20 protein-coding genes are annotated in these 20,290 nt (G+C 67.5%); 9 read left to right on the top strand and 11 right to left on the bottom strand.

Annotated features, from left to right (window positions below):
- Positions 1-150 precede the first annotated feature (150 nt).
- Together EV650_RS30035 and EV650_RS30040 are read right to left on the bottom strand one after the other, a co-directional pair.
- Positions 151-924 (bottom strand): ABC transporter permease, encoded by a 774-nt coding sequence (locus EV650_RS30035; RefSeq protein ID WP_134122323.1) that lies wholly within the window; start codon positions 922-924, stop codon positions 151-153.
- Positions 925-935: 11 nt separating this feature from the next.
- Positions 936-1,835 (bottom strand): ATP-binding cassette domain-containing protein, encoded by a 900-nt coding sequence (locus EV650_RS30040; RefSeq protein WP_134122324.1) that lies wholly within the window; start codon positions 1,833-1,835, stop codon positions 936-938.
- An 82-nt stretch (positions 1,836-1,917) separates the two neighbouring features.
- Here EV650_RS30040 and EV650_RS30045 point away from each other — a divergent pair, with 82 nt between their 5' ends.
- Positions 1,918-2,667 (top strand): TetR/AcrR family transcriptional regulator, encoded by a 750-nt coding sequence (locus EV650_RS30045; RefSeq protein ID WP_238174528.1) that lies wholly within the window; start codon positions 1,918-1,920, stop codon positions 2,665-2,667.
- Here EV650_RS30045 and EV650_RS30050 read toward each other — a convergent pair.
- Positions 2,636-3,283, bottom strand: coding sequence for a nucleoside/nucleotide kinase family protein (locus tag EV650_RS30050; protein WP_238174529.1), 648 nt, complete (start codon positions 3,281-3,283; stop codon positions 2,636-2,638). The two genes, EV650_RS30045 and EV650_RS30050, sit on opposite strands and share 32 nt — an antisense overlap.
- Before the next feature lie 58 nt (positions 3,284-3,341).
- Between EV650_RS30050 and EV650_RS30055 the strand changes: the two genes are divergently transcribed.
- Positions 3,342-3,962 carry a hypothetical protein gene (locus EV650_RS30055; protein ID WP_134122326.1) on the top strand — a complete coding sequence of 207 codons (621 nt, stop codon included), beginning with the start codon at positions 3,342-3,344 and terminating at the stop codon, positions 3,960-3,962.
- On the opposite strand, the gene EV650_RS30060 is transcribed toward EV650_RS30055, so the two are convergent.
- Positions 3,963-5,309, bottom strand: coding sequence for an FAD-dependent monooxygenase (locus tag EV650_RS30060; protein WP_134122327.1), 1,347 nt, complete (start codon positions 5,307-5,309; stop codon positions 3,963-3,965).
- A gap of 83 nt (positions 5,310-5,392) precedes the next feature.
- Here EV650_RS30060 and EV650_RS30065 point away from each other — a divergent pair, with 83 nt between their 5' ends.
- Positions 5,393-5,995, top strand: a complete 603-nt coding sequence (locus EV650_RS30065; RefSeq protein ID WP_238174530.1) for a TetR/AcrR family transcriptional regulator — start codon at positions 5,393-5,395, stop codon at positions 5,993-5,995.
- Here EV650_RS30065 and ligD read toward each other — a convergent pair.
- Genes ligD through EV650_RS30080 form a run of 3 tightly spaced genes read right to left on the bottom strand, consistent with a single transcriptional unit; the run spans position 5,992 to position 9,348 of the window.
- On the bottom strand, positions 5,992-6,963 hold the full coding sequence (gene ligD, locus EV650_RS30070) for a non-homologous end-joining DNA ligase (RefSeq protein ID WP_134122328.1): 972 nt from the start codon (positions 6,961-6,963) through the stop codon (positions 5,992-5,994). The two genes, EV650_RS30065 and ligD, sit on opposite strands and share 4 nt — an antisense overlap.
- 35 nt (positions 6,964-6,998) lie before the next feature.
- Positions 6,999-8,144 carry a branched-chain amino acid aminotransferase gene (locus tag EV650_RS30075; RefSeq protein ID WP_134122329.1) on the bottom strand — a complete coding sequence of 382 codons (1,146 nt, stop codon included), beginning with the start codon at positions 8,142-8,144 and terminating at the stop codon, positions 6,999-7,001.
- Between the two features lies 1 nt (position 8,145).
- Complete coding sequence (locus tag EV650_RS30080; protein ID WP_166678314.1) at positions 8,146-9,348, bottom strand: helix-turn-helix domain-containing protein; 1,203 nt, start codon at positions 9,346-9,348, stop codon at positions 8,146-8,148.
- Positions 9,349-9,531: 183 nt separating this feature from the next.
- Here EV650_RS30080 and EV650_RS30085 point away from each other — a divergent pair, with 183 nt between their 5' ends.
- Entirely contained in the window at positions 9,532-9,885 is a 354-nt protein-coding gene (locus EV650_RS30085) for a hypothetical protein (RefSeq protein WP_134122331.1), read from the top strand.
- A gap of 8 nt (positions 9,886-9,893) precedes the next feature.
- Here the strand turns inward: EV650_RS30085 and EV650_RS30090 are convergent, their stop codons facing one another.
- Entirely contained in the window at positions 9,894-10,673 is a 780-nt protein-coding gene (locus EV650_RS30090; RefSeq protein ID WP_134122332.1) for a class I SAM-dependent methyltransferase, read from the bottom strand.
- A 92-nt stretch (positions 10,674-10,765) separates the two neighbouring features.
- On the opposite strand from EV650_RS30090, the gene EV650_RS30095 reads away from it, so the two are divergent.
- The 3 genes from EV650_RS30095 to EV650_RS30105 all read left to right on the top strand — a co-directional run bounded on the left by EV650_RS30095 (position 10,766) and on the right by EV650_RS30105 (position 15,094).
- A complete protein-coding gene (locus tag EV650_RS30095) occupies positions 10,766-11,863 on the top strand; it encodes a chitinase (RefSeq protein WP_134122333.1) in 1,098 nt (365 codons plus the stop codon).
- A gap of 103 nt (positions 11,864-11,966) precedes the next feature.
- The gene (locus EV650_RS30100) at positions 11,967-13,628 is read left to right on the top strand and encodes an FAD-dependent oxidoreductase (RefSeq protein WP_134122334.1); all 1,662 of its coding nucleotides are present in this window, start codon (positions 11,967-11,969) and stop codon (positions 13,626-13,628) included.
- A complete protein-coding gene (locus EV650_RS30105) occupies positions 13,628-15,094 on the top strand; it encodes an ATP-binding protein (RefSeq protein WP_134122335.1) in 1,467 nt (488 codons plus the stop codon). Before EV650_RS30100 ends, EV650_RS30105 begins: the two co-directional genes overlap by 1 nt.
- On the opposite strand, the gene EV650_RS30110 is transcribed toward EV650_RS30105, so the two are convergent.
- Complete coding sequence (locus tag EV650_RS30110) at positions 15,091-15,996, bottom strand: alpha/beta hydrolase family protein (protein WP_202874981.1); 906 nt, start codon at positions 15,994-15,996, stop codon at positions 15,091-15,093. The two genes, EV650_RS30105 and EV650_RS30110, sit on opposite strands and share 4 nt — an antisense overlap.
- Before the next feature lie 55 nt (positions 15,997-16,051).
- Between EV650_RS30110 and EV650_RS30115 the strand changes: the two genes are divergently transcribed.
- A complete protein-coding gene (locus tag EV650_RS30115) occupies positions 16,052-16,585 on the top strand; it encodes a helix-turn-helix domain-containing protein (RefSeq protein WP_134122337.1) in 534 nt (177 codons plus the stop codon).
- Positions 16,586-16,595: 10 nt separating this feature from the next.
- On the opposite strand, the gene EV650_RS30120 is transcribed toward EV650_RS30115, so the two are convergent.
- Both EV650_RS30120 and EV650_RS30125 read right to left on the bottom strand, forming a co-directional pair.
- Positions 16,596-17,525 carry a sugar kinase gene (locus EV650_RS30120; protein WP_134122338.1) on the bottom strand — a complete coding sequence of 310 codons (930 nt, stop codon included), beginning with the start codon at positions 17,523-17,525 and terminating at the stop codon, positions 16,596-16,598.
- 220 nt (positions 17,526-17,745) lie between these two features.
- Positions 17,746-18,366, bottom strand: coding sequence for a bifunctional 4-hydroxy-2-oxoglutarate aldolase/2-dehydro-3-deoxy-phosphogluconate aldolase (locus EV650_RS30125; protein WP_134122339.1), 621 nt, complete (start codon positions 18,364-18,366; stop codon positions 17,746-17,748).
- A gap of 127 nt (positions 18,367-18,493) precedes the next feature.
- On the opposite strand from EV650_RS30125, the gene EV650_RS30130 reads away from it, so the two are divergent.
- Positions 18,494-20,290, top strand: a complete 1,797-nt coding sequence (locus tag EV650_RS30130) for a sialidase family protein (RefSeq protein ID WP_134122340.1) — start codon at positions 18,494-18,496, stop codon at positions 20,288-20,290.

Raw genomic sequence — 20,290 nt, forward strand, 5'->3', positions numbered from 1 at the left:
CCCGATCAGTGATCGGGGCGCTCGTCCGTGTGGGTCCCGGGGGGAGTGGGACCACCACACGTTGGGGGGGACTTTGACGTTAACCCGACCACGGGGTCACGCTCGGGAGTTTCGGTACATATCCAGCGCCGAACGGTACAAGTCCTGCGCTCAGCGGCCCGTCCGTCTGCGGTAGAGGGAGCTCGCAAGTACTACCGAGAACAGGAGCAGTCCAGAACACCAGGCCAACGCCAGCGTGCCATTGCCGTCCATCGGTGTCCCGATCAGCAAGCTGCGGACCGTCTCGATCACCGGTGTGATCGGTTGGTTCTCACTGACCGGCCGCAACCACGAAGGCATCGTCTCCGGCGGCACGAACGCACTACTAAGGTACGGCAGGAACAGCATGAAGAAACTGAGTGTGCTCGCCGACTCCACCGACTTGGCGATCACACCCAGCCCAGCCGCCAGCCACGACAGCGCGACGACGTACAGCAGCAGGAGACCGATCGCTGCCAGCCAGTCGACCACTCCGCCGCCCGGCCGGAAGCCCATCGCCAGCGAGGCCAGGATGACTATCGCTGTCGCTGCCGCATTGCGGGCCACGCTCGCGACCACATGTCCGGTCAGTACGGCGAAGCTGTGGATCGGCAGTGAGCGCAGCCGGTCGATCATCCCGGTGTCCATGTCGTCGGCGACCACCATCGCCGTCGACGCGGCGCCGTACCCGGTGGTGAGCAGCAGGATCCCAGGTACGACGTAGTTGACGTACTCCGTCCCTGTGTTGATCGCGCCGCCGAACACGTAGACGAACAGCGCCATCATCAGCAGCGGCAGCAGGATCGAGGCGAACAACGTGTCCACGTTGCGCCGAGCCAGCCGCACACTGCGGTCGATCATGGTCACCGCGTCTGAGCAGGCGGCGACAACTCCCTGGTGTGACATCAGCAAACCCCTCAGGCGGTCAGAGCGAGGAACACGTCGTCGAGCGTGGGCCGGTGGGACGAGACCCGCTCCGGCTCCAGTCCGTTGTCCCGGAGTACGTCGAGGACGTGGTGCAGGTGCGCTGCCGTACCGTCGGACGGGACGGTCAGCACCAGCTGATCGGCAAGGCCGTCCAGCACTCCGGTTGCTTTCAGCAGCTGTACTTCGTCGGTGAACCTGAGCTCGATCCGCTCGCCACCGATCTGGGTCTTGAGCGAATCGGCGCTACCGCTGGCAATCACCCGGCCGTGGTCGAGCAACACGATCCGGTCGGCCAGCCGGTCCGCCTCTTCCAGGTACTGCGTGGTGAGCAGGATGGTCGTCCCGTCCCGGACCAGCTCGACGATCGCGTCCCACATCGCCGACCGGCTGGCCGGGTCCAGACCGGTCGTCGGCTCGTCCAGGAAGATCACCCGCGGCCTGCCGATCAGACTCATCGCCAGATCGAGCTTGCGCCGCATACCTCCCGAGTACGTCTTCACCCGCCGGTCCATCGCCCCAGTGAGTCCGAACTGCTCCAGCAGCTCGCCAGTACGGCGCTGTGCACCACGCCGGCCGAGATGCATCAGCCGGCCGACCATCACCAGGTTCTCCCGGCCGGTCTGGTTCTCGTCGACCGCGGCGAACTGCCCGGTCAGGCTGATCACCCCGCGGACCCTGGCCGGCTCGCGGAGTACGTCGTACCCGTCGATGGTCGCCGTACCCGCGTCCGGTCTGGTCAGGGTGGTCAGGATGCGCACGATCGTGGTCTTGCCGGCTCCGTTCGGGCCGAGCAGGGCGAGCACCGACCCCTCCGCGACGCTCAGGTCGACCCCGGCCAGCACCTCGGTCGCGCCGTACGACTTCCGCAGTTCTGTTGCCTCGACGATCATCGTCCCCTCCTTACTGCGTATCATGTACGCTAAATAGCGTAGCAGATACGCAGTGCCCCGAAGCAAGCCCTAAACTGACCCGGTGGAGGACAACGAGCTGCCGGCCGACGTCGCGGCGATGTGGCGGTTGCGGGAGGCGCCGCGCCGCGGGCCGAAGCCGTCGCTGACGCTCGACGAGATCGTCCGGGCCGCGATCGCGATCGCCGACGCCGAGGACCTTGCCGCGGTCTCGATGGCCCGGGTCGCCGAGCGGCTCGGCAACTCGACGATGGCGCTCTACCGGCACGTGAAGAGCAAGGACGAACTGTTCGTGATCATGTCGGACGCCGCGCTCGAGCGTCCGGAACCGATGCCCGAGGGCGTCGACTGGCGGACCGGGCTGACGTTCTGGGCCGACGGCGTACTCACGGCGATCAGGCGACACAAGTGGTACGCGAAGCTCCCGATCTCCGGGCCTCCGGCCGGGCCGAACAACCTTGCCTGGTTCGATTCCGCGCTCGGTGTGCTGGCGCAGACCGGTCTGCCGGAGGAGGCGAAGGTGGGGGTGGTGATGGGGCTCATCACCTACGTGCAGGGGGAGATCCGGATGGCGTTCGACCTGGCGGCCGGCTACATCGACAACCCGGATGCCTTCCAGCGGTTCGGCTCGACGCTGCGGCGGGTCGCGGATCCGCGCGTCTATCCGGCGGTGGCGCGCACGGTCGAGGCCGGCGTGTTCGACGAGGTCGGGAGCTTCGAGGAGGACAACGAGACCGACTTCGACTTCGGTTTGCAGCTCTACCTGGACGGCGTCGCGGCCTTCATCGACCGGGTGTGCGGTCCAGCTGAATAGTTGCGTCGGCGACGGTCGCGGTGGCGGCGATGAGGCGGGCGTTGCGTTCGTCGGTGCCGTAGGTGCGTTCGTGGGCTTCTTCGGGTGACCTGCCGTAGAGACGGTGGCGGGCTTCGAGTCGCTCGTGCCGCAGTTGCTCGGGCACCTCGACGTACCAGCACTCATCCAGCAGCGTACGGACCGTTGCCCAGGGCATCTGATCGAGGAGCAGGTAGTTGCCCTCGGTCAGGACCAGGGTGACCTCGGGTGCGATGCCGATACTCGCGGCGATCGAGTCCTCGATGCTGCGGTCGAAGCGCGGTGCCCAGATCGGCTCCTCGGGCGATTCTTTAAGCCGTCTGAGCAAGGCGACGAAGCCGTACCCGTCGAAGGTATGCGGCGCACCTTTCACCTCCGCGAGCCCTTCGGCTTCCAGAACCGACTGCGCGAGGTGATACCCATCCATTGGGACCAGGGTGACTCGGTGCCCATCCGCGGTCAGCTGCGCGGTGAGTTGCTCGGCGTACGTCGACTTGCCCGCCGCAGGCGCTCCGGTGATCCCCAGGATCGATCGCCGGCCCCGAGTCGCGAGGCCGACAGCACGGTCATAGGCGGTGACGGGATCCAAGATGCGCACCCAGACGATCCTAAGCTGAACCTGCGGCGACGTTACTCTGCTGGCCCAAGGAGGCCAGATGACCGAGAACCGCATTGCCCGACCACAGCCCATCACGCCCGAGGATCGGGAGTTCATCGCGCAGGTGGAGCAGCGGGTGCCTGATGCGCTGTTCGACGAGGTCGCCCGCGAGTTCGCGCCGGCCAATCTGGCGCCGGATCAACTCGCGAGGCAAATGAGCGAGGCAGCTCCTGGTGGTCGGTTGCGGACAGCGGTCGACGCCGCGATGAGCGGAAGCCGGCATTTCGGCTCGCTCCCGCCGGCTGAACGGTCCGCGGCTGCCGAGCAGGCCACTCTGGCCGCTGCCCAGGCGATCGATTCGAGTCTCACCATCGAACGCAAGGAGCCGACGTCACGGCTCGGCCTGATCGCCGGGAAGGTCGCCGATAAGGCAGTGGATCTCGCGTTCCGAGGGTCCTACCGTGATGTGGCCAACCTGGCGGCCAACAAGGCGTCCGAGAGGTTGAGCGGCGCGTTGAACTGGTCGCGCTTTCACCAGATGGAGGAAGCGCAACGGCACGCCGGCGCCGTCGGGCCGGCCGCCGCTGCGCCGCAGTACAAGCCAGCGGACGCTGCCTCTTCCGCCAAGGCGACTCCTGCGAGCAAGGACGGCGACCGCGGCCGCATCGCGCGCGACTGACTAGGCCAGGTATCCGTCCGGGCGGATCAGGATCTCGTCGCCCGGCTGCGCGTGGTAGATCGCGAACGCTTCCGGTGAGGTGATCTCGACGGCGTGCGGGTGGGTCGACGGGGTGGTGGGGGAGAAGCGCAGCAGGGTCTCGTGTGGGCCGCGGAACAGTTCGAACAGCCGGACCTTGTTGCCTTCGGCATCGACTACTGGCGCGTCGGGAGCGCGGTCGCCTGAGGTGAGTGGACGGGTGTCAGCCAGGTCCCGGTACGAGACGTCGAGCTGGCGGGTGTTCTCGCCGCGCTCCAGCGCCGACTCGTCGCCGTCGACGTGCTTCTGCATCAGGTCCTCGCTGATCCCGAGCACCCGGGCCGCGTTGGTCCGGCGCTCGGTCTCGTAGGTCGCGAGGACCTCTTCGCGACCGTCCGCCAGCTTCCAGCCGAGGTTGTACGCGTCCTGTACGCCGGTGTTCAGCCCCTGACCGCCGGTCGGCGGGTGCACGTGCGCGGCATCGCCCGCGATGAAGACCCGGCCGACCCGGAACTTCTCGGCGAGACGCACGTTCGGCCGCCACACAGTCGACCAGGTCAGGTCGCGGAGCTTCGCAGTACCGGGGCCCGCGTAATTGTCGACCAACGCCTGCAGGCCTTCGATCGAAGTGTCGGCGTCTTCCCCATCGAGCGGCGCGCCGAACTGGAACTGGTCGCCACCGGACAACGGGGTCATCGCGATGCCGGACATCGGGTTGTCCTTGGCGGCGAACCAGTAGCCGACCTCGTGGTCGAGACCGTCCGCCGCGACATCACCGAGCAGCATGCGGATCGACTCGTCGGTGGTCCCCTCGAAGGCGATCCCCAGCTGCTTGCGGACGAAGCTCTTGCCGCCGTCCGCTCCGACGAGGTAGTCGGCCGTGACGGTCTCACCGGTTGACAGCTCGGCGGTCACCACGTCGGTGGTCTGGCTGAACCCGACGATCGCGGTGTCCAGCTCGACCTGCACGCCGTACTCCGCGAGCTTGTCGCGCAGGATCTTCTCGGTGCGGGACTGGCCGAGCATCCACGCGTTCGGGTACGGAATGTCCGCAGTCGGCTCGACCGGCTCCGCCATCCGCCGCTCATCGACCAGCTGGCCGCTCAGGTGGATCTTCATCAGCGGGACCGACCGGCCCTGCTTGAGTACTTCGTCCAGTACGCCGAGGTCCTCGAACACTTCGAGGGTCCGCGGCTGCAGGCCGTCCCCGCGCGATCCGTCGAAGAACTCGGTCGCCTTGTCGATCACCCGGACCGCGATGCCGCGCCGGGCCAGTTCGATGCCAAGAGTCAGGCCGGTCGGTCCGGCGCCCGCGATCAGGACGTTCATGGTGGTCTCCTTGGATGAACTATGATTCACTGAATTCGGATTCAGTCTGGGGGTGACTAGGGTTCGCTGTCAAGGAGGCAGTTGTGACGGACACGGTGAGCCGCCGGCAGCGAGCGGCCGGGACCGAGGCGGCGCTGAAGCAGGCCGCGCGGGAGGTCTTCGCCGAGCGCGGGTACCTGAACACGAAGATCACCGACATCACCGCGGCCGCGGGCCGCGCGACGGGATCGTTCTACAACCACTTCGCCAGCAAGGAAGAGCTGCTCGAGGCGCTCCTGAAGGACATGCTCGCGGTGGCCGACGAGACGATCGCCGACGTCGCCGGCCACGACCCGGACTTCAGCAAGATCTCAGCGATCCGCTGGCACGTGGCCGGGTTCTGGCGGTTCTACCAGCAGCATCTGCCGGAGATGATCGCGGTGAAGCAGGCCGCGATGGTTGACCCGGAGTTCGGGCGCCGGCTGCAGCAGATCATGGCCGACGACGACGCCCACATGGTCGAGCACTTCGCCCACCTGCCGAACCCGCCGGCCGATCCGCTGGTCACGATCTCGGCCATGAACGCCTTGCTGGACGGCTTCGCCTACACCTGGCTCGTGGTGAACCCGGCCAACGGCCAAACCATCCCCGACGAGACCGCGATCGACACCCTCACCAACCTCCTGCACCACGGACTCGTCGGTTAGTCCTCCGGCGGCGGGGGCTCTTCGGCGCCTTCGCGTTCGTCGCGGTCGGCCCACTCCATCAGGGTCGCGAGTGAGTAGACGTTGTCGTCGATCGTGGCGTGCAGGTCGCCGAGCTCGCCGTACCGCTGGGGGACGGTGGCGATGGTGAAGTCCTTCGGGTTCACGTCGTCGATCTCGTCCCAGTGGATCGGGGTCGACACGGTGCCTTCGGGGTTGCCGCGAACGGAGTACGCCGCCGCGATCGTGTGGTCGCGCGCGTTCTGATTGAAGTCCACGAAGACCAGTCGAGGATCGCGATCCTTGCGCCACCACGTGGTCGTCACGTCCTCCGGCGCCCGCCGCTCCACCTCGCGCGCGAACGCCAACGCAGCACGCCGTACGTCGGTGAACCCGTACGCCGGCTCTACCCGGACGTAGACGTGGATGCCGCTACCGCCGGACGTCTTCGGGTAGCCGACTGCGCCGAGCTCATCGAGCACTTCGTGGACGGTGTGCGCGACCCGTCGTACCCGATCGAAGGGGCAGTCAGGCATCGGGTCGAGGTCGATCCGCCACTCGTCCGGCTTCTCGGTGTCGGCGCGACGGGAGTTCCACGGGTGGAACTCGACCGTCGACATCTGCACCGCCCACGCGACGTGCGCGATCTCGGTGACACACAGCTCGTCCGCGGTCCGGTTGTACCGCGGGAACTTCACGCGGACCGTCTCCATCCACGGCGGCGCTCCATGCGGCAGCCGCTTCTGATGAACCTTCTCGCCCGCAACCCCCTCGGGAAACCGGTGCAACATGCACGGCCGCTCGCGCAGCGCGTTCACGATCCCGTCCCCGACCGACAGGTAGTACTTGACCAGGTCGAGCTTGGTCTCCCTGCGCGCAGGAAAGTACACCCGGTCCGGGTTCGAGATCCGGACCGTCCGCTCGCCAACCTCCAGCTCGATCGCCGGAGACTTTCCCTTGGACTCGGCCATGACGCCAACCTAACCGGCGCCGGGGACAAACGGCATCAAGCCAGGCGCGTGAGCCAGCCGCGGGTGTCGGGGGTGCGGCCGTACTGGAGGTCGAGGAGGGTACTGCGGATCTTCGCGGTGACCGGGCCGACGCCGTAGTCGACAGTGTGGTCGCCGATGGTCAGGTCGCCGTCGGGCCAGGCGAGGCGGCCGATCGGGGTGATGACGGCGGCGGTGCCGGAGGCAAAGACCTCGGTGATCTCGCCGTTGCGTACGCCGTCCTTCCATTCGTCGGCGGAGATGCGGCGCTCCTCGACCGGGTGACCGAGGTCGGCGGCGAGTTCGATCACCGATGAGCGGGTCACGCCTTCGAGGATCGAGCCGTTCAGCTCAGGCGTGACGATCCGGCCGTCGGCGTACACGAAGAACATGTTCATGCTGCCGATCTCCTCGAGCCACTTGTGCTCGACCGCATCGACGAACGCGACCTGCTCGCAGCCGTTCGCGACTGCCTCGGCCAGGCCGGCCAGGCTGGACGCGTAGTTCCCGCCGCACTTGGCCGCGCCGGTCCCACCCGGAGTTGCCCGGATAGTCGAGGTGGTCAGCCAGATGGAGACGGGCTTGGGGCCGGTGTTGAAGTACGGACCTGCGGGGGAGGCGATGACGCCGAACAGCACCTCATGCGACGGCCGGACGCTCAGTGCCGCCTCCGTGGCGATCATGTACGGCCGCAGATACAGACTGGTCTCGCTGTCCTCGGCTGACGGGACCCAGGCCTCGTCAACGGTCACCAGCGCGCGCAGCGCCGCGACGAACTCGTCCTCCGGCACCTGTGGCAGCGCCAGCCGCTCTGCGCTCGCAGTGAACCGGGCTGCGTTCCGATCCGGCCGGAAGGCCCACACCGAGCCGTCCGGGTGCCGGTACGCCTTGAGTCCCTCGAAGATCTCCTGCGAGTAGTGGAAGACAGCAGCCGCAGGACTCAGTGACAGTGGCGCGTACGCCGTGACCTTGGCGTCCTGCCAGCCACGGTCCACCGTCCAGTTCGCAACCACCATGTGGTCCGTGAACGACTGCCCGAACGCCGGGTCCGCGAGCACGGCCGCCCGAGCCTCTGCACTGGCCGGATCACTCCGCAGCTCGACTGCGAAGTCCCACGCGTCTGTCACTGCCGTTGCCTGCTGTTCACCTGTCACTCGCCGCACGCTACCCCCGCACTTGCCGATCGCTCGACCCGCCGCCCACACTCCGGCCACTCCGGCTCAACAGCCTCCGTAGCTCGGCTGCACCGGGCAGGGTGGGTTCCTTGTCCTGTACGACGCGCAGCACTCGATCGGCAGCGTCGTACACCCAGAGGTCGTGCCACTCGTCCGGCAGCTCGACCAGGACCCGGAGAGCCGTGGCCAGGCCGGCTGCGACCTCTCCGGCGACAGCGAGGCACTCGGCCAGTCCTAGATCGAGTTTGGCGCGTTCGCCGACCCACGTCTCGGGGCAGAGCTCGCGGGCTCGCTCCAGCAGGATGCAGCCCGGCACGCCGTACCCGAGGCCCGCGCACACACGTCCCTCGGCCCAGTGCAGCTGATAGGGCAGCCAGTCGGTCGGTCGCGCGTCAGTCACAACAGTGTCGTCGCCGATGCCTACAAGCACTTGCAATGCCTGGTGGGTCTCCTCAGTCCGCTCCAGCTCGGCCAGGACCAGCGCCTGGGCAACCTGCGGCACGCAGGTGGCCGTGCTCGGCGTCTGTCGCGCCGCGGCGACAGCCTTGTCGGCCAGCTCCAGCAACTCCGGCAACGGCCGTCGCTCGACGAGGCCGCTGATTGCCTCCCTCGCGCACACCAGAGCGAGAAGTGCGCCATCTCCGGAACTGGCGGCGGCCGTTTGCGCCGCCCACCACCAACGCCTTGCGGTACGTCGTTCACCAAGCCCGGTGAGGGTCTCCGCGATCAGCACGCTGAGCTCGACTGCCTCCACCTCGTCACCGCCCCGGGCTTGCAGCGCCTGTAGCTCACCGACCAGCTCTGGTAGCAGCGAAGCCGGCGGAACAGTGCGGAAGTCGCCGAGCGCAATGGCCTGCTCGGCAACGCCGGCGGCTGCGACCAGCCCTTGCCACGCCAGCTCCAACGGGTCGGCGGCGCCGGCCGGTCGCCAAGCACCCTGGAGTCGCTGTGCAGGCCTTCGATCGAGGACAGCCGGCTCTGGGTCGCGGCGCTCGAAGGTGACAGTCAGCTGGTCGCCGGTGCCGAGCTCCCGGTCGCAGAGCCGCGCCAGGTCCACCGAGCCCGGCCGCTGCCCGCGCTCCACCTGCGACAGGTAGCTGTGGTCGTACCCGACGCGTGCTGCCAGTTGCCGCAGGCTCAGACCGGCCGCCTGCCTGCGCTGCCGCAACATCTGGCCGAAAGTTGATGTCACAGTTGATGTGTCGGTCACAGGACCACCCCGTTCGCGCTTCGAGCTCATGTGGTGCGTGTTGCGAAGCTACAAGCACTCGCCGACAAAAACCGTGGAAAACAAGGGCATGTGGGCTGTGGGCTGTTCCCACAGCCCACAGCCCACACCTGTTGTGCGCAGTGCGTTCTGGGCGACGCTGAAGAGGTGAACACGCTGCAGCGACAGGCTCGCCTTTTCCAACTGGTCCGTCCCACCGCCGCCCATGGCACCCGCATGCTCGCGGAAGGCGCGGAGTGGTCCGACGGTGCTGTCGCGCTCAGGTGGCACGGCCGCTGGCCGAGCACCTCGACCTGGGACGGCATCGATTCGCTGCTGGCGGTTCACGCCGCCGACGGCGCCACCCGGCTGCACTGGCTCGACCCGCCACCACCTGTCCGCGCGGTCGCACCACCAACCCCGGAGCCGTACGACGGCTCGGTCTGGCTGCCGGCGCCGGCTCCCGACGGTCTTTGTTCCCGCTGCGGCCGGCCCTGGCCCTGCCTGGACTGCGGCCCCTAGCGCTGCGATCAGCGCGTGGCTGTTGCCAGCAGGTACTGGGCCGGGATGTGGATCTCGCCGCTCGGGTCGGCATGGTCGCTGGTCAGGGCCTCGAGGAAACGAGCACGGATCTCGTCCAGCCGACCAGCCTGTTGCAGCAGCGGGAAGGTTGCGACGCCGAGCGGGTGATTGGCGATGCGGGTCTCCCAGTACTCCTCGGCGGAGGCGGTGACGATTCCAAGCTCCAGCGTGGTGGCGGACACCTCATAGCCGTGCGGGCCGAACAGCTCGGACAGAGCCTTGGGGTCGTGCCAATCGATCGCACCGGCGGCGGGGTTGCGGCCATCGCTGAGCTCGCGGACCGCGCCGACGACGATGCCGACGAGTTTGCCCATCACGCCCGGCAGCCAACTGGTGAGGAGGATCCGGCTGCTCGGGGCAGCGACCCGGGACAGCTCGGCGATCGCGGCGGCCGGATCGGCGGCGAAGATGACGGCGAAGTTGGACAGGATCACGTCGGCCGATCCGTCGGTCAGCGGGATCGACTCCGCGGTCCCGTCCACGACGACCAGGTCGCGCCCGGCGGCGGTCTCCTCAATGACCTCGCGCAGCCGCGCGGCGGGCTCGACTGCGGTGACCCGGGCACCCAGGTCGGCGGCGAGCAGGGCGACGTTGCCGGTCCCCGCACCGACGTCGACCACGTGCTCGCCGGGTTTGATCCGAGCCGCGTCCACCAGTTGGCGAGCAGCCGGCAACAGGTCGGCGGCGGTCGGTTCGTACTTGCCCTTACCCCAGTCGATCTCGCTCACCTACTCACCCTAGGCCGGTTCCCGACAGGGTCGGGTATCCGCCGGGGCTGATTCATTGACCACTAGATATGGAGCGTCTCTACTAAATAACCATGCGATGGCTTGCTGTGGTTCTCGGGGTCCTATTGACCGGCGTCGGCGTTCCGGCGCAGGCTGCGGACGAGCCTGCGGCGTTGGCGAAGCATGCGTTGATCGGGTACGTGCATGCGAGCTTCGGCAACGGATCCGGGTACGTGCGGATGGCCGACGTACCGGATGAATGGGACGTCATCGATCTGGCGTTTGCTGAGCCGACTTCGGTCACGTCAGGAGACATTCAGTTCAACCGGTGTCCGGCCAGCGAGTGTCCGGAGGTGGAGAGCGATGCGGACTTCATCGCTGCCATCCGGGCCAAGCAGGCGGCCGGCAAGAAGGTGCTGATCTCCATCGGCGGTGCGAACGGGCAGGTGCAGTTGACCACCACCGCGGCCCGGGACGCGTTCGTCAGTTCGGTCAGCTCGATCATCGACCGGTATGGCCTGGACGGGCTCGACATCGACTTCGAAGGGCACTCGCTCTACCTGGATTCCGGTGACACCGACTTCCGCAATCCGACCACTCCGGTGATCGTCAACCTGATCTCGGCGTTGAAGACGCTGAAGGCGAAGTACGGCGAGAACTTCGTGCTGACGATGGCGCCGGAGACGTTCTTCGTGCAGGTCGGGTACCAGTTCTACGGCGACACGGGTGGCGGCGACAACCGGAGAGGTTCGTACCTGCCGGTCATCGACGCGCTGCGAGATTCCCTGACCGTGCTGCACGTCCAGGACTACAACTCCGGTCCGGTGATGGGCCTCGACAACCAGTACCACACGATGGGCGGCGCGGACTTCCACATCGCGATGACAGACATGGTCAAGGCCGGGTTCCCGGTGGGGAGCACCGGTCAGACGTTCCCGGGACTGCGTGACGACCAGATCGGTCTCGGGCTCCCGGCAGCAGTCAGCGCGGGCAACGGCTACACCGCCCCGGCAGCCGTGCACGAGGCGCTCGACTGTTTGGTGAAGGGCCAGAACTGCGGCGGCTACAGCCTCCGCGGCGGCACCTCGCCGGGCTTCCGTGGGCTGATGACGTGGTCGATCAACTGGGACCACTACTACAACTGGGAGTTCCAGAACAGCCACGCGCCGTACCTCGACGCCCTCCCGTAAGGCCCGCCCACCCGGCCCGGTTCGCGACCAGCCCCCGCGAACCGGGCCGGAGCCTGTGGATTACCGATGCCCCTTTCTGGGGTTGCGCTGGTATGAAAGAGGCATGACAGCGTCAACCACCCGCGCGGTGATCCTCACCGTGGACGACGATCCCGGCGTTTCCCGGTCGATTGCCCGCGACCTCCGCCGTCGGTACGGCGAGGACAACCGCATCGTCCGGGCGGAGAATCCGGTGCAGGCGCTCGACGCGCTGAAGGAGCTCAAGCTCCGCGGTGAGCCCGTCGCCCTGCTGCTGGCCGATTACCGGATGCCCCAGATGTCCGGCATCGAGTTCCTCGAGGCCGCGATGGACCTGTTCCCGCTCGCCCGCCGCGTGCTGCTGACGGCCTACGCCGACACCGACGCGGCGATCCAAGCCATCAACGTGGTCGACCTCGACCACTACCTGCTCAAGCCGTGGAATCCGCCGGAGGAAAAGCTGTATCCAGTGGTCGACGCGATGCTCGATCTCTGGAGGTCGACCCCGGAGCCGTCGGGTGATGAGACCCGGGTGATCGGTCACCGCTGGTCGGCGCCGTCGTTCGCGGCCCGCGACTTCCTGGCCCGGAATGCCGTGCCATACCGCTGGCTCAACGTCGACGAAGAAGAGGCCAAGCGTCTCCTCGACGCGGCCGGGGTCGACGGCACGAAACTTCCGGTCGTGATCACTCCCGATGCCACCGTGATGGTGGCGCCGTCCGATTCCGAGCTGGCCGAAAAGGTCGGCCTGTCCACGGCGCCGGCCGAGGACTTCTACGACCTGGTCGTGGTCGGCGGCGGCCCGGCAGGGCTTGGTGCTGCGGTGTACGGCGCTAGCGAGGGCCTGCGGACTGTGCTGGTCGAGCAGTTGGCGACCGGCGGTCAGGCCGGGCAGTCGAGCCGCATCGAGAACTATCTGGGCTTCCCGGACGGGGTGTCCGGAGCGCAGTTGACAGACCGCGCCAGGCGGCAGGCAATCCACTTCGGGGCCGAGTTGCTGACGACTCGCCAGGTCGTCGGGCTGGAGACGACCGGTAGCGCAAGGCGGCTGCGGTTCGCCGACGGCAGCGAGATCTCGGCGCACTCGGTGATCCTGGCCACCGGTGTCTCGTATCGGACCCTTGAGGCGCCCGGTGTCGGCGACCTGAGCGGTCGCGGCGTCTACTACGGCTCGGCGACCACCGAGGGTCAAGCCTGTGCGGGTGCGGAGATCTACATCATCGGCGGGGCGAACTCCGCGGGTCAGGCGGCGGTCTATTTCTCCAGGCATGCAAAACGCGTGCATATGCTGGTAAGAGGACCATCGCTCACCGCGACGATGTCGTCGTACCTGATCGACCAGATCGACGGGATCGACAACATCGAGGTGCATACCTGCACGCAGGTCGTTTCCTGCAAGGGCTCGGAGCACCTGGAGTGTCTCACCCTGCTGAACAGCGAGACCGGGGAGAGCCGCGACGTGGACACGGAATGGATGTTCGTGTTCATCGGAGCGGCGCCGCGGACGGACTGGCTGCCCGGTGATCTGCTCCGCGACGACCGGGGCTTCGTGCTCACCGGTCCGGACCTGCCCGGCAAACCGCCGGGCTGGGTGCTGGAGCGGGAGCCGTACCACCTGGAGACGAGCATGCCGGGCGTGTTCGCGGCCGGCGACGTACGAGCCGAGTCGGTGAAGCGAGTTGCCTCAGCGGTCGGCGACGGAGCGATGGCCGTGACACTGGTGCACCGATACCTGGAGATGCTCTGATGACTGACCAAGCTGTGGAGCCGCGGCGGCTGACTCCCGACGAGCTACGCACGCTTTTCCTCTTCGAGAGCCTCACTGACGAGCAGCTGCAGTGGCTGTGCGAGGCGGGGTACGTCGAGTCCGTGCACGACGGGATCGTGTTCAACGAGGGCGACGAGGCGACGTGCTGCTACGTCCTGCTCACCGGTGAGATCCGGCTCTGCAAGCTGTCGCACGGCGAGCTCGTGGAGATCAACCGGACCGCTCAGCGCGGGGTCTACTCCGGTGCGTTCAACGCGTTCTTCGGTGCCAACGACCACAAGTCGTACACCGCGACGATGCAGGTGACCCAGCCGTCGGAGTTCTTCGTCATCAGCGCCGAGACGATGGCGACGATGATGAACACCTGGTTCCCGATGGCGGTGCACCTGATCGAGGGCTTCGTGATGGGGATGCGCCGGACCAACGAGACGCTCGGTGAGCGGGAGCGACTGCTTGCTCTCGGCTCCTTGTCCGCGGGTCTGACCCACGAGCTGAACAACCCGGCCGCCGCGGCGGTTCGGGCTGCGGCGACGCTGCGGCAGCGGGTGTCCGGGATGCGGTCGAAGCTGGCGATGCTGGCCGACGGCACCTTGGATGCGACCAAGCTGCACCAGATCGTCGCGCTGCAGGACGACGCGGTCGAGCGGCTGGACAAGAACAAGGACAAGGACATTCCGCCGATGGAATTGTCCGACCGCGAGGACACGATCACCGACTGGCTCGACGACCACGACGTCCAAGCGAGCTGGGACGTCGCGCCGGTGCTCGCGCAGGCCGGCCTCGACGTGCCGTGGATGGAAGAGGTGCTGACGGCGGTCGGGCCGAAGTACCTCGAGGGTGCGGTCCGGTGGCTGATGTACACGATCGACACCGAGTCGCTGATGAACGAGATCGACGACTCCGTCACCCGGATCTCGACGTTGGTTGGCGCGGCCAAGCAGTACTCGCAGATCGACAGGGCGCCGTACCAGACCGTTGACCTGCGGGAGCTGCTCAAGTCGACGCTGGTGATGATGTCGGGGAAGTTGCAGGGGTATCAGGTCGTAAAGGACTTCGATCCGGAGCTGCCGCCGATCCCGGCGTACGCCGCCGAGCTCAACCAGGTGTGGACGAACATCATCGACAACGCAGTGAGCGCGATGGGCGGATCCGGGACACTGACGATCCGGACCCGCAAGGACGGCGCCTACGCGGTCGTCGAGATCGGCGACACCGGTCCGGGGATCCCGGAGGAGATTCGGCGGCGGATCTTCGAGCCGTTCTTCACCACCAAGCCGATCGGCGAAGGCACCGGCCTCGGTCTCGACATCTCCTGGCGGATCGTGGTCAAGAAGCACCACGGCGACCTCCGCGTCGAATCCGAGCCCGGCAGCACTGTCTTCAAGATCGTCCTCCCGCTCGACCCCGAGAAAGAACTGGAGTCCGACCCCGCCCTGCTTGCTTAGGGCAACCAGTTGACGATGGCGGTGACGGCCGCCGGGTCCACGTGTCCGGGGACCTGGTAGTCGGCCATCGTGGATGGGCCGGTGCCGGGAAAGAACACGTGGTTGTCGGCGTCCAGGACCTCGATGGTCGCGCTAGGGACGCCGTCGCGCCAGGCCGGCAGGTCGTCGGCGACGGTGATCTGGTAGTCGCGGCCGCCTTGCAGGACGAGGATCGGCACGTCGAGCTTGGCCGCGGTGGCGACGGCGTCGTACTCGCGAAGGTCCAGCCAGAACGATGCTGGCATACCGAACGGGAGATCTGTCGGCAGGGTGTCAGCCGAGAGTTCGGGGCTGTCGACGACGGCCGCCTGTCGCTCGAAGACGGCGACAGTTTCGGGTGTGACGACCTCGGGGCTGGTTGCCGCGAGGTACTTCATCACCCGGACGGCGGCGTGGTGCATGGGCTGGGTGTCGCCGGCCATGATCACCAACCCGGCGACCAGCGGCTCTTCCGCGGCGATCTTGGAGGCGACCTTGCCACCCATGCTGTGACCGACGAGGAAGACTTGGTCGACGTGCTCGGCAAGCGCGCGTACGGCGGCGATGCCGTGCGGGACGTACTCCGAGGTCATCGTGTATCCGGGTTCCGCCATCGCCTCCGGACGATTCGCGGTCAGCTTGTCGAAGCGCAGTACCGCGATGCCCTGGCTGGCGAGGCCCCAGGCGAGATCCTTCAACGGCTTGTTCGGGCCGCTGGTCTCGTCGCGGTCGAAGGGACCGCCACCGGCCAGCAGTACGACGCCGACGGATGGCTGGCTCGGCAGTGTGAGGGTTCCTGGGACCGTTCGATCGGCCGCGTCGAGGACGATGTCCTGTTCGGTGAAGGCGGTCGGGTCGGCGTACGGCGGGGGAGTCCACGTCATCGGCGTACCTTTCTCAGTGTTTGAGAAAGGTATCACGACATGAGATCGTTCCACCATGGACGCTTTGGAACTGCTGGGACATCCGGTGCGGCTGCGGATCGTCCATGCGCTGCGGGGCGGGCGCGAGCTGACCACCGGCGAGCTGGGGCAGCGGGTCGCGGACGTCTCGAAGGCGACGCTGTACCGGCACGTCGAGCTGCTCGCCGAGGGCGGGATCCTCGAGGTCGCGGAGGAACGCCGGGTCCGCGGCGCTGTCGAACGCCGCTTCCGCCTCCGTCAGGAGCGCGCCTCGATCAGTGCGGAGCAACTGCAGCAGTTGACTGCTGAGGACCATCGACGCGGATTCGCCGCGGCGATGGCTGCGCTGCTCGCCGAGTTCAATGCGTACGTCGAACACGAGGGCGCGGACCCGATCAACGATCTCGTCGGCTATCGGCAGCACGGGATCTGGTTGAGCGAGGACGAACTGACGCAGCTGATCGAAGGGATGCGCGCGGCCATCCTCCCCGTGCTGCCCAACGAGGCAACACCGGACCGGAAGCGCTATCTCCTCAGCCCGATCCTCTTCCCGGTCGAGGATCCCGACTAGGACGAGCGGGTCAGCGGAGGGCGGTGCCTTGGGTGTGGGTCAGGAGGGTTAGGTCTTCGCGGGTGGGGAGGGATTCCCAGTCGCCGTACGCCGTGACGCAGAAGGCGCCGGTGGTGGTGGCTCGGTCGAGGCGGGACTCGGGGGAGAGGTTGTCGAGGGTGGCGGAGAGGTAGCCGGAGACGAAGGCGTCGCCGGCGCCGATGCTGTCGACGACGGTGACGGGGAGGGCCGGGCGGTGGATGGTGCCCTCGGTCGAGTGCGCCCAGGCGCCTTTGCCGCCGGCGGTGACGATGACGTGGTCGACCTTGGTGAGCAGGTCGGCGATCGGGTCGGCGGCGTCGGTGAGGAGATCGAGTTCGTCGTCGGAGGCGAAGACGGTGTGGACGTGGGGGAGGAGTTCGCGGACGGCGGCTGCGGCTTCGGGGCGGGACCAGAGGCGGGCTCGGTAGTTCACGTCCAGCGAGACCTGGGTCCCTGCTGCGGAGGCCATGCGTACGGCGGCCAGTGTCGAGGCGCGGGCGGTGTCGGAGAGGGCGGGGGTGATGCCGGTGACGTGGAGCAGGTTTGGTTTCGTGGCGTTGATCGCGGCCGTGGTCTCGTCGGGGGTGAGGGTGGAGGCGGCCGAGCCGCGGCGGTGATAGCTGACCCGGGTGATGTCGTGCGTCGGCTGGTCGAACGCGATGAACCCGGTGAACGAGTCGTCGGAGAACCGGACGTACGTGGTGTCGACGTTCTCGGCGCGCAGCGTTCGCTGGATCAGCCGGCCCGGCTCATCGTTGCCTACGGCACTCAACCAGGTGACGTCGTGACCGAGCCGGGCGACGCCGATCGCCACGTTGCTCTCGGAGCCGGCGATCGACAGGTGCGCGTCGCCGCCGAGCCGCATCGGCCGGGCGGTCCGCACGGAGACCATCGTCTCGCCGAGGGTCAGCAAATCCATTTCAGTACTCCATTTCAGTACTCCGGCAACAAGGGCGACCCATCGATCCCCCCGCTGGCTATGCCGGCCCTCCCGGCCAGTCGCATTTGCCTGGTTGACCCACCAAGTGCGGGGTTCTGGACCGTTATGGAGGGTCCAGAACCCCGCATCTCGTGGGTGGACCAGGCAAATTGGCTGGTGGGCCAGCCAAATTGAGCGAGGTGTGGGGGACCATGAGGGGTCAGATGTCGAGGGTTGTGCGGAAGGTGGCCGCGCGGATCGCGAGTTCGGCGAGGGAGCCTCCGGTGCCGGCGTCACCCAGCAGCGGGGAACCTACGCCGACGGCGAGCGCTCCGGCGGCGAGGTACTGCGGCGCGGACTGGGCGTCGACGCCGCCGACCGCGATGAGCGGTGCGTCCGGGAGTGGGGCGCGGAGTTCGCGGAAATACCCGGGGCCGTGGAGCTTGGCCGGGAAGATCTTGACCGCAGTGGCGCCCAGGTCGAGGGCGGCGACGACCTCGGTCGGGGTGAGGGCGCCGCAGAGGAGCGGCAGGCCGAGCTGGACCGAGCGGTGCGCGCCGCGGGTGATGGCCGGCGTGACGACGAAGCCGGCGCGGGCGGCGGCGACCTCGTCGGCCTGGGCGGCGGTGACGACGGTGCCGGCGCCGATCAGGATGTGCGGGTCGTACTGCGAACGCGCCTTGGCGATCGCCTCGACCCCGCCGGGCGTGGTGAGCGAGATCTCCAGCGCGGTGACGCCGGCCTCGACCAGCGCCTCCACGCACGCGAGTGCGGTGTTCGCCCCGTCGGCGCGAATGATCGCGAGCAGCTTCCGGCTCCGGAGTTCGGCAAGCAGGTCCATGGTCTCCAACCTATTCGATCTCCTCAGGCATAGGACGTCCTATGAGCTCTGGCTCGGACGCCGGATCTGTGGCTAAATAACGAAGTAGACAACCGCCCCGTTGTTTACTTTCAGGAGGCATCCGCCCATGCCCAAGCTCAAACTCCTGCTGACGGCGCTCGCTCTGACCGCCGCCACTCTCACCATCCCGACGACTCAAGCCCAGGCCGCCATCACTCAAACAGTGCTGTTCAACAAGGGGGACGCCGGCTACGGCTGCTACCGCATCCCCGCGATCGTGAAGACCAAGGCGGGCACGCTGCTCGCGTTCGCCGAGGCCCGCCGCGCCTGGTGCGCGGACTCCCAGGAGATCGATCTGGTACTGCGTCGCTCCGAGGACGACGGCCGGACCTGGTCGGCGACGCAGACGGTCCTCTCCGGCACCGACGACGACCCGAACGCAGTCGCCACTCGCGGCAATCCGGCTCCGATCGTCGACTACGAGACCGGCCGGATCGTTCTGCTGACCACGATGGATCCCGGTACGACGAGCCGCCCGAGGACGCCGTACTCGCAGTTCAGTGACGACGACGGGAAGACGTGGAGCAAGGCCAAGAACATCGGCAGCATGATCGACGACCCGGCCTGGGGCTGGTATGCGACTGGTCCTGTCCACGGCATCCAACTCACCCGGGGCGCCCACGCCGGCCGACTGGTCGCCGGCACCAACTACGACAACGGTGCCGGTAAGAATGCCGGCCAACTCGTCTACAGCGACGACCGCGGTGAGACCTGGCACAAGGGCGCGACGGATCTCCGGTCGGACGCCACGCCTCAGGAGATCAGCGTCGTAGAGAAGGTCGACGGCGGTGTGTACGCCGGTGCTCGGAACAACGCCGGTACGTCGGGAGCGAGCCGGATGGCTGCGGTCAGCAACGACGGCGGTCAGACGTTCGCCGCGCCGTTCGCCACGATCACTGGTCTGACCACGCCCGTGGTGCAAGGCTCGCTGCAACGGCTCCGCGCCGTCGATCAGGGTGACAAGTACAACCGCATCCTGTTCGCGTCGCCCGCGGATCCCGATCGTCGTCGCTACCTGACGATCCGGTCGAGTTTCGACGAGGGCAAGACCTGGCAGACCGTTGCTGAGGGCACCCGAATCACCAGCGACTGGTCCGGGTACTCCGACATGACGATCCTCGACACCGGCGAGATCGGCCTGCTCTACGAAGGCGGCACGGTCGACGCGCGCGATCAGATCCGGTTCGCCCGCTTCACCGAGAACGACATCGGTCACCCGGATGCACCGCTCGGCGCGACGACGCCGGATCTGTCGGGGCTGCACAACGACAGCTACTTGCGGGGCGGACCAATAGTTGCGGCCGGCAAATTCGGTCAAGCAAGGGACTTCGACGGCGTGGATGACGCGCTGCAGCTTCCATACGCCGAGTCGCTCGCGGTCGGCGCAGGTGACTTCACCGCGATGGCCTGGATCAAGTACGGCGCCAGTACTGCGCCCCAGGCGATCTTCTGGGGCTACAACATCAACGAGTTCTCCCAATTCTGGCTCCGCGCCGAACCGGCGGACGGCCGGATCCGCGGCCTGATCACCACCGGCGGCAACACCGCTGCCGTCCAGACGACGACGGCGTACAACGACAACGCCTGGCATCACGTCGCCCTGCAACGGAAGGCCGGAACGCTCTCGATCTGGGTCGACGGCACCCAGGCCGCGAGCGTCGCTGCGCCGACCGGATCGGTCAGCCCGGGTCGCCCGTTCAAGATGTACGTAGGTCAGCGGCTCGACGGCGCGCATCATTTCGACGGGTCGATGGACGAGGTCCGTCTCTACAAGCGAGCGTTGACCGCGACCGAGCTCAACAGCATCCGCACGACCAACAGCACGACGGTGCCGAACGTCGTACTCGACCTGCCGCTCGGGTGA

This window comes from Kribbella kalugense (genome assembly GCF_004365875.1).
Taxonomy (GTDB): domain Bacteria; phylum Actinomycetota; class Actinomycetes; order Propionibacteriales; family Kribbellaceae; genus Kribbella; species Kribbella kalugense.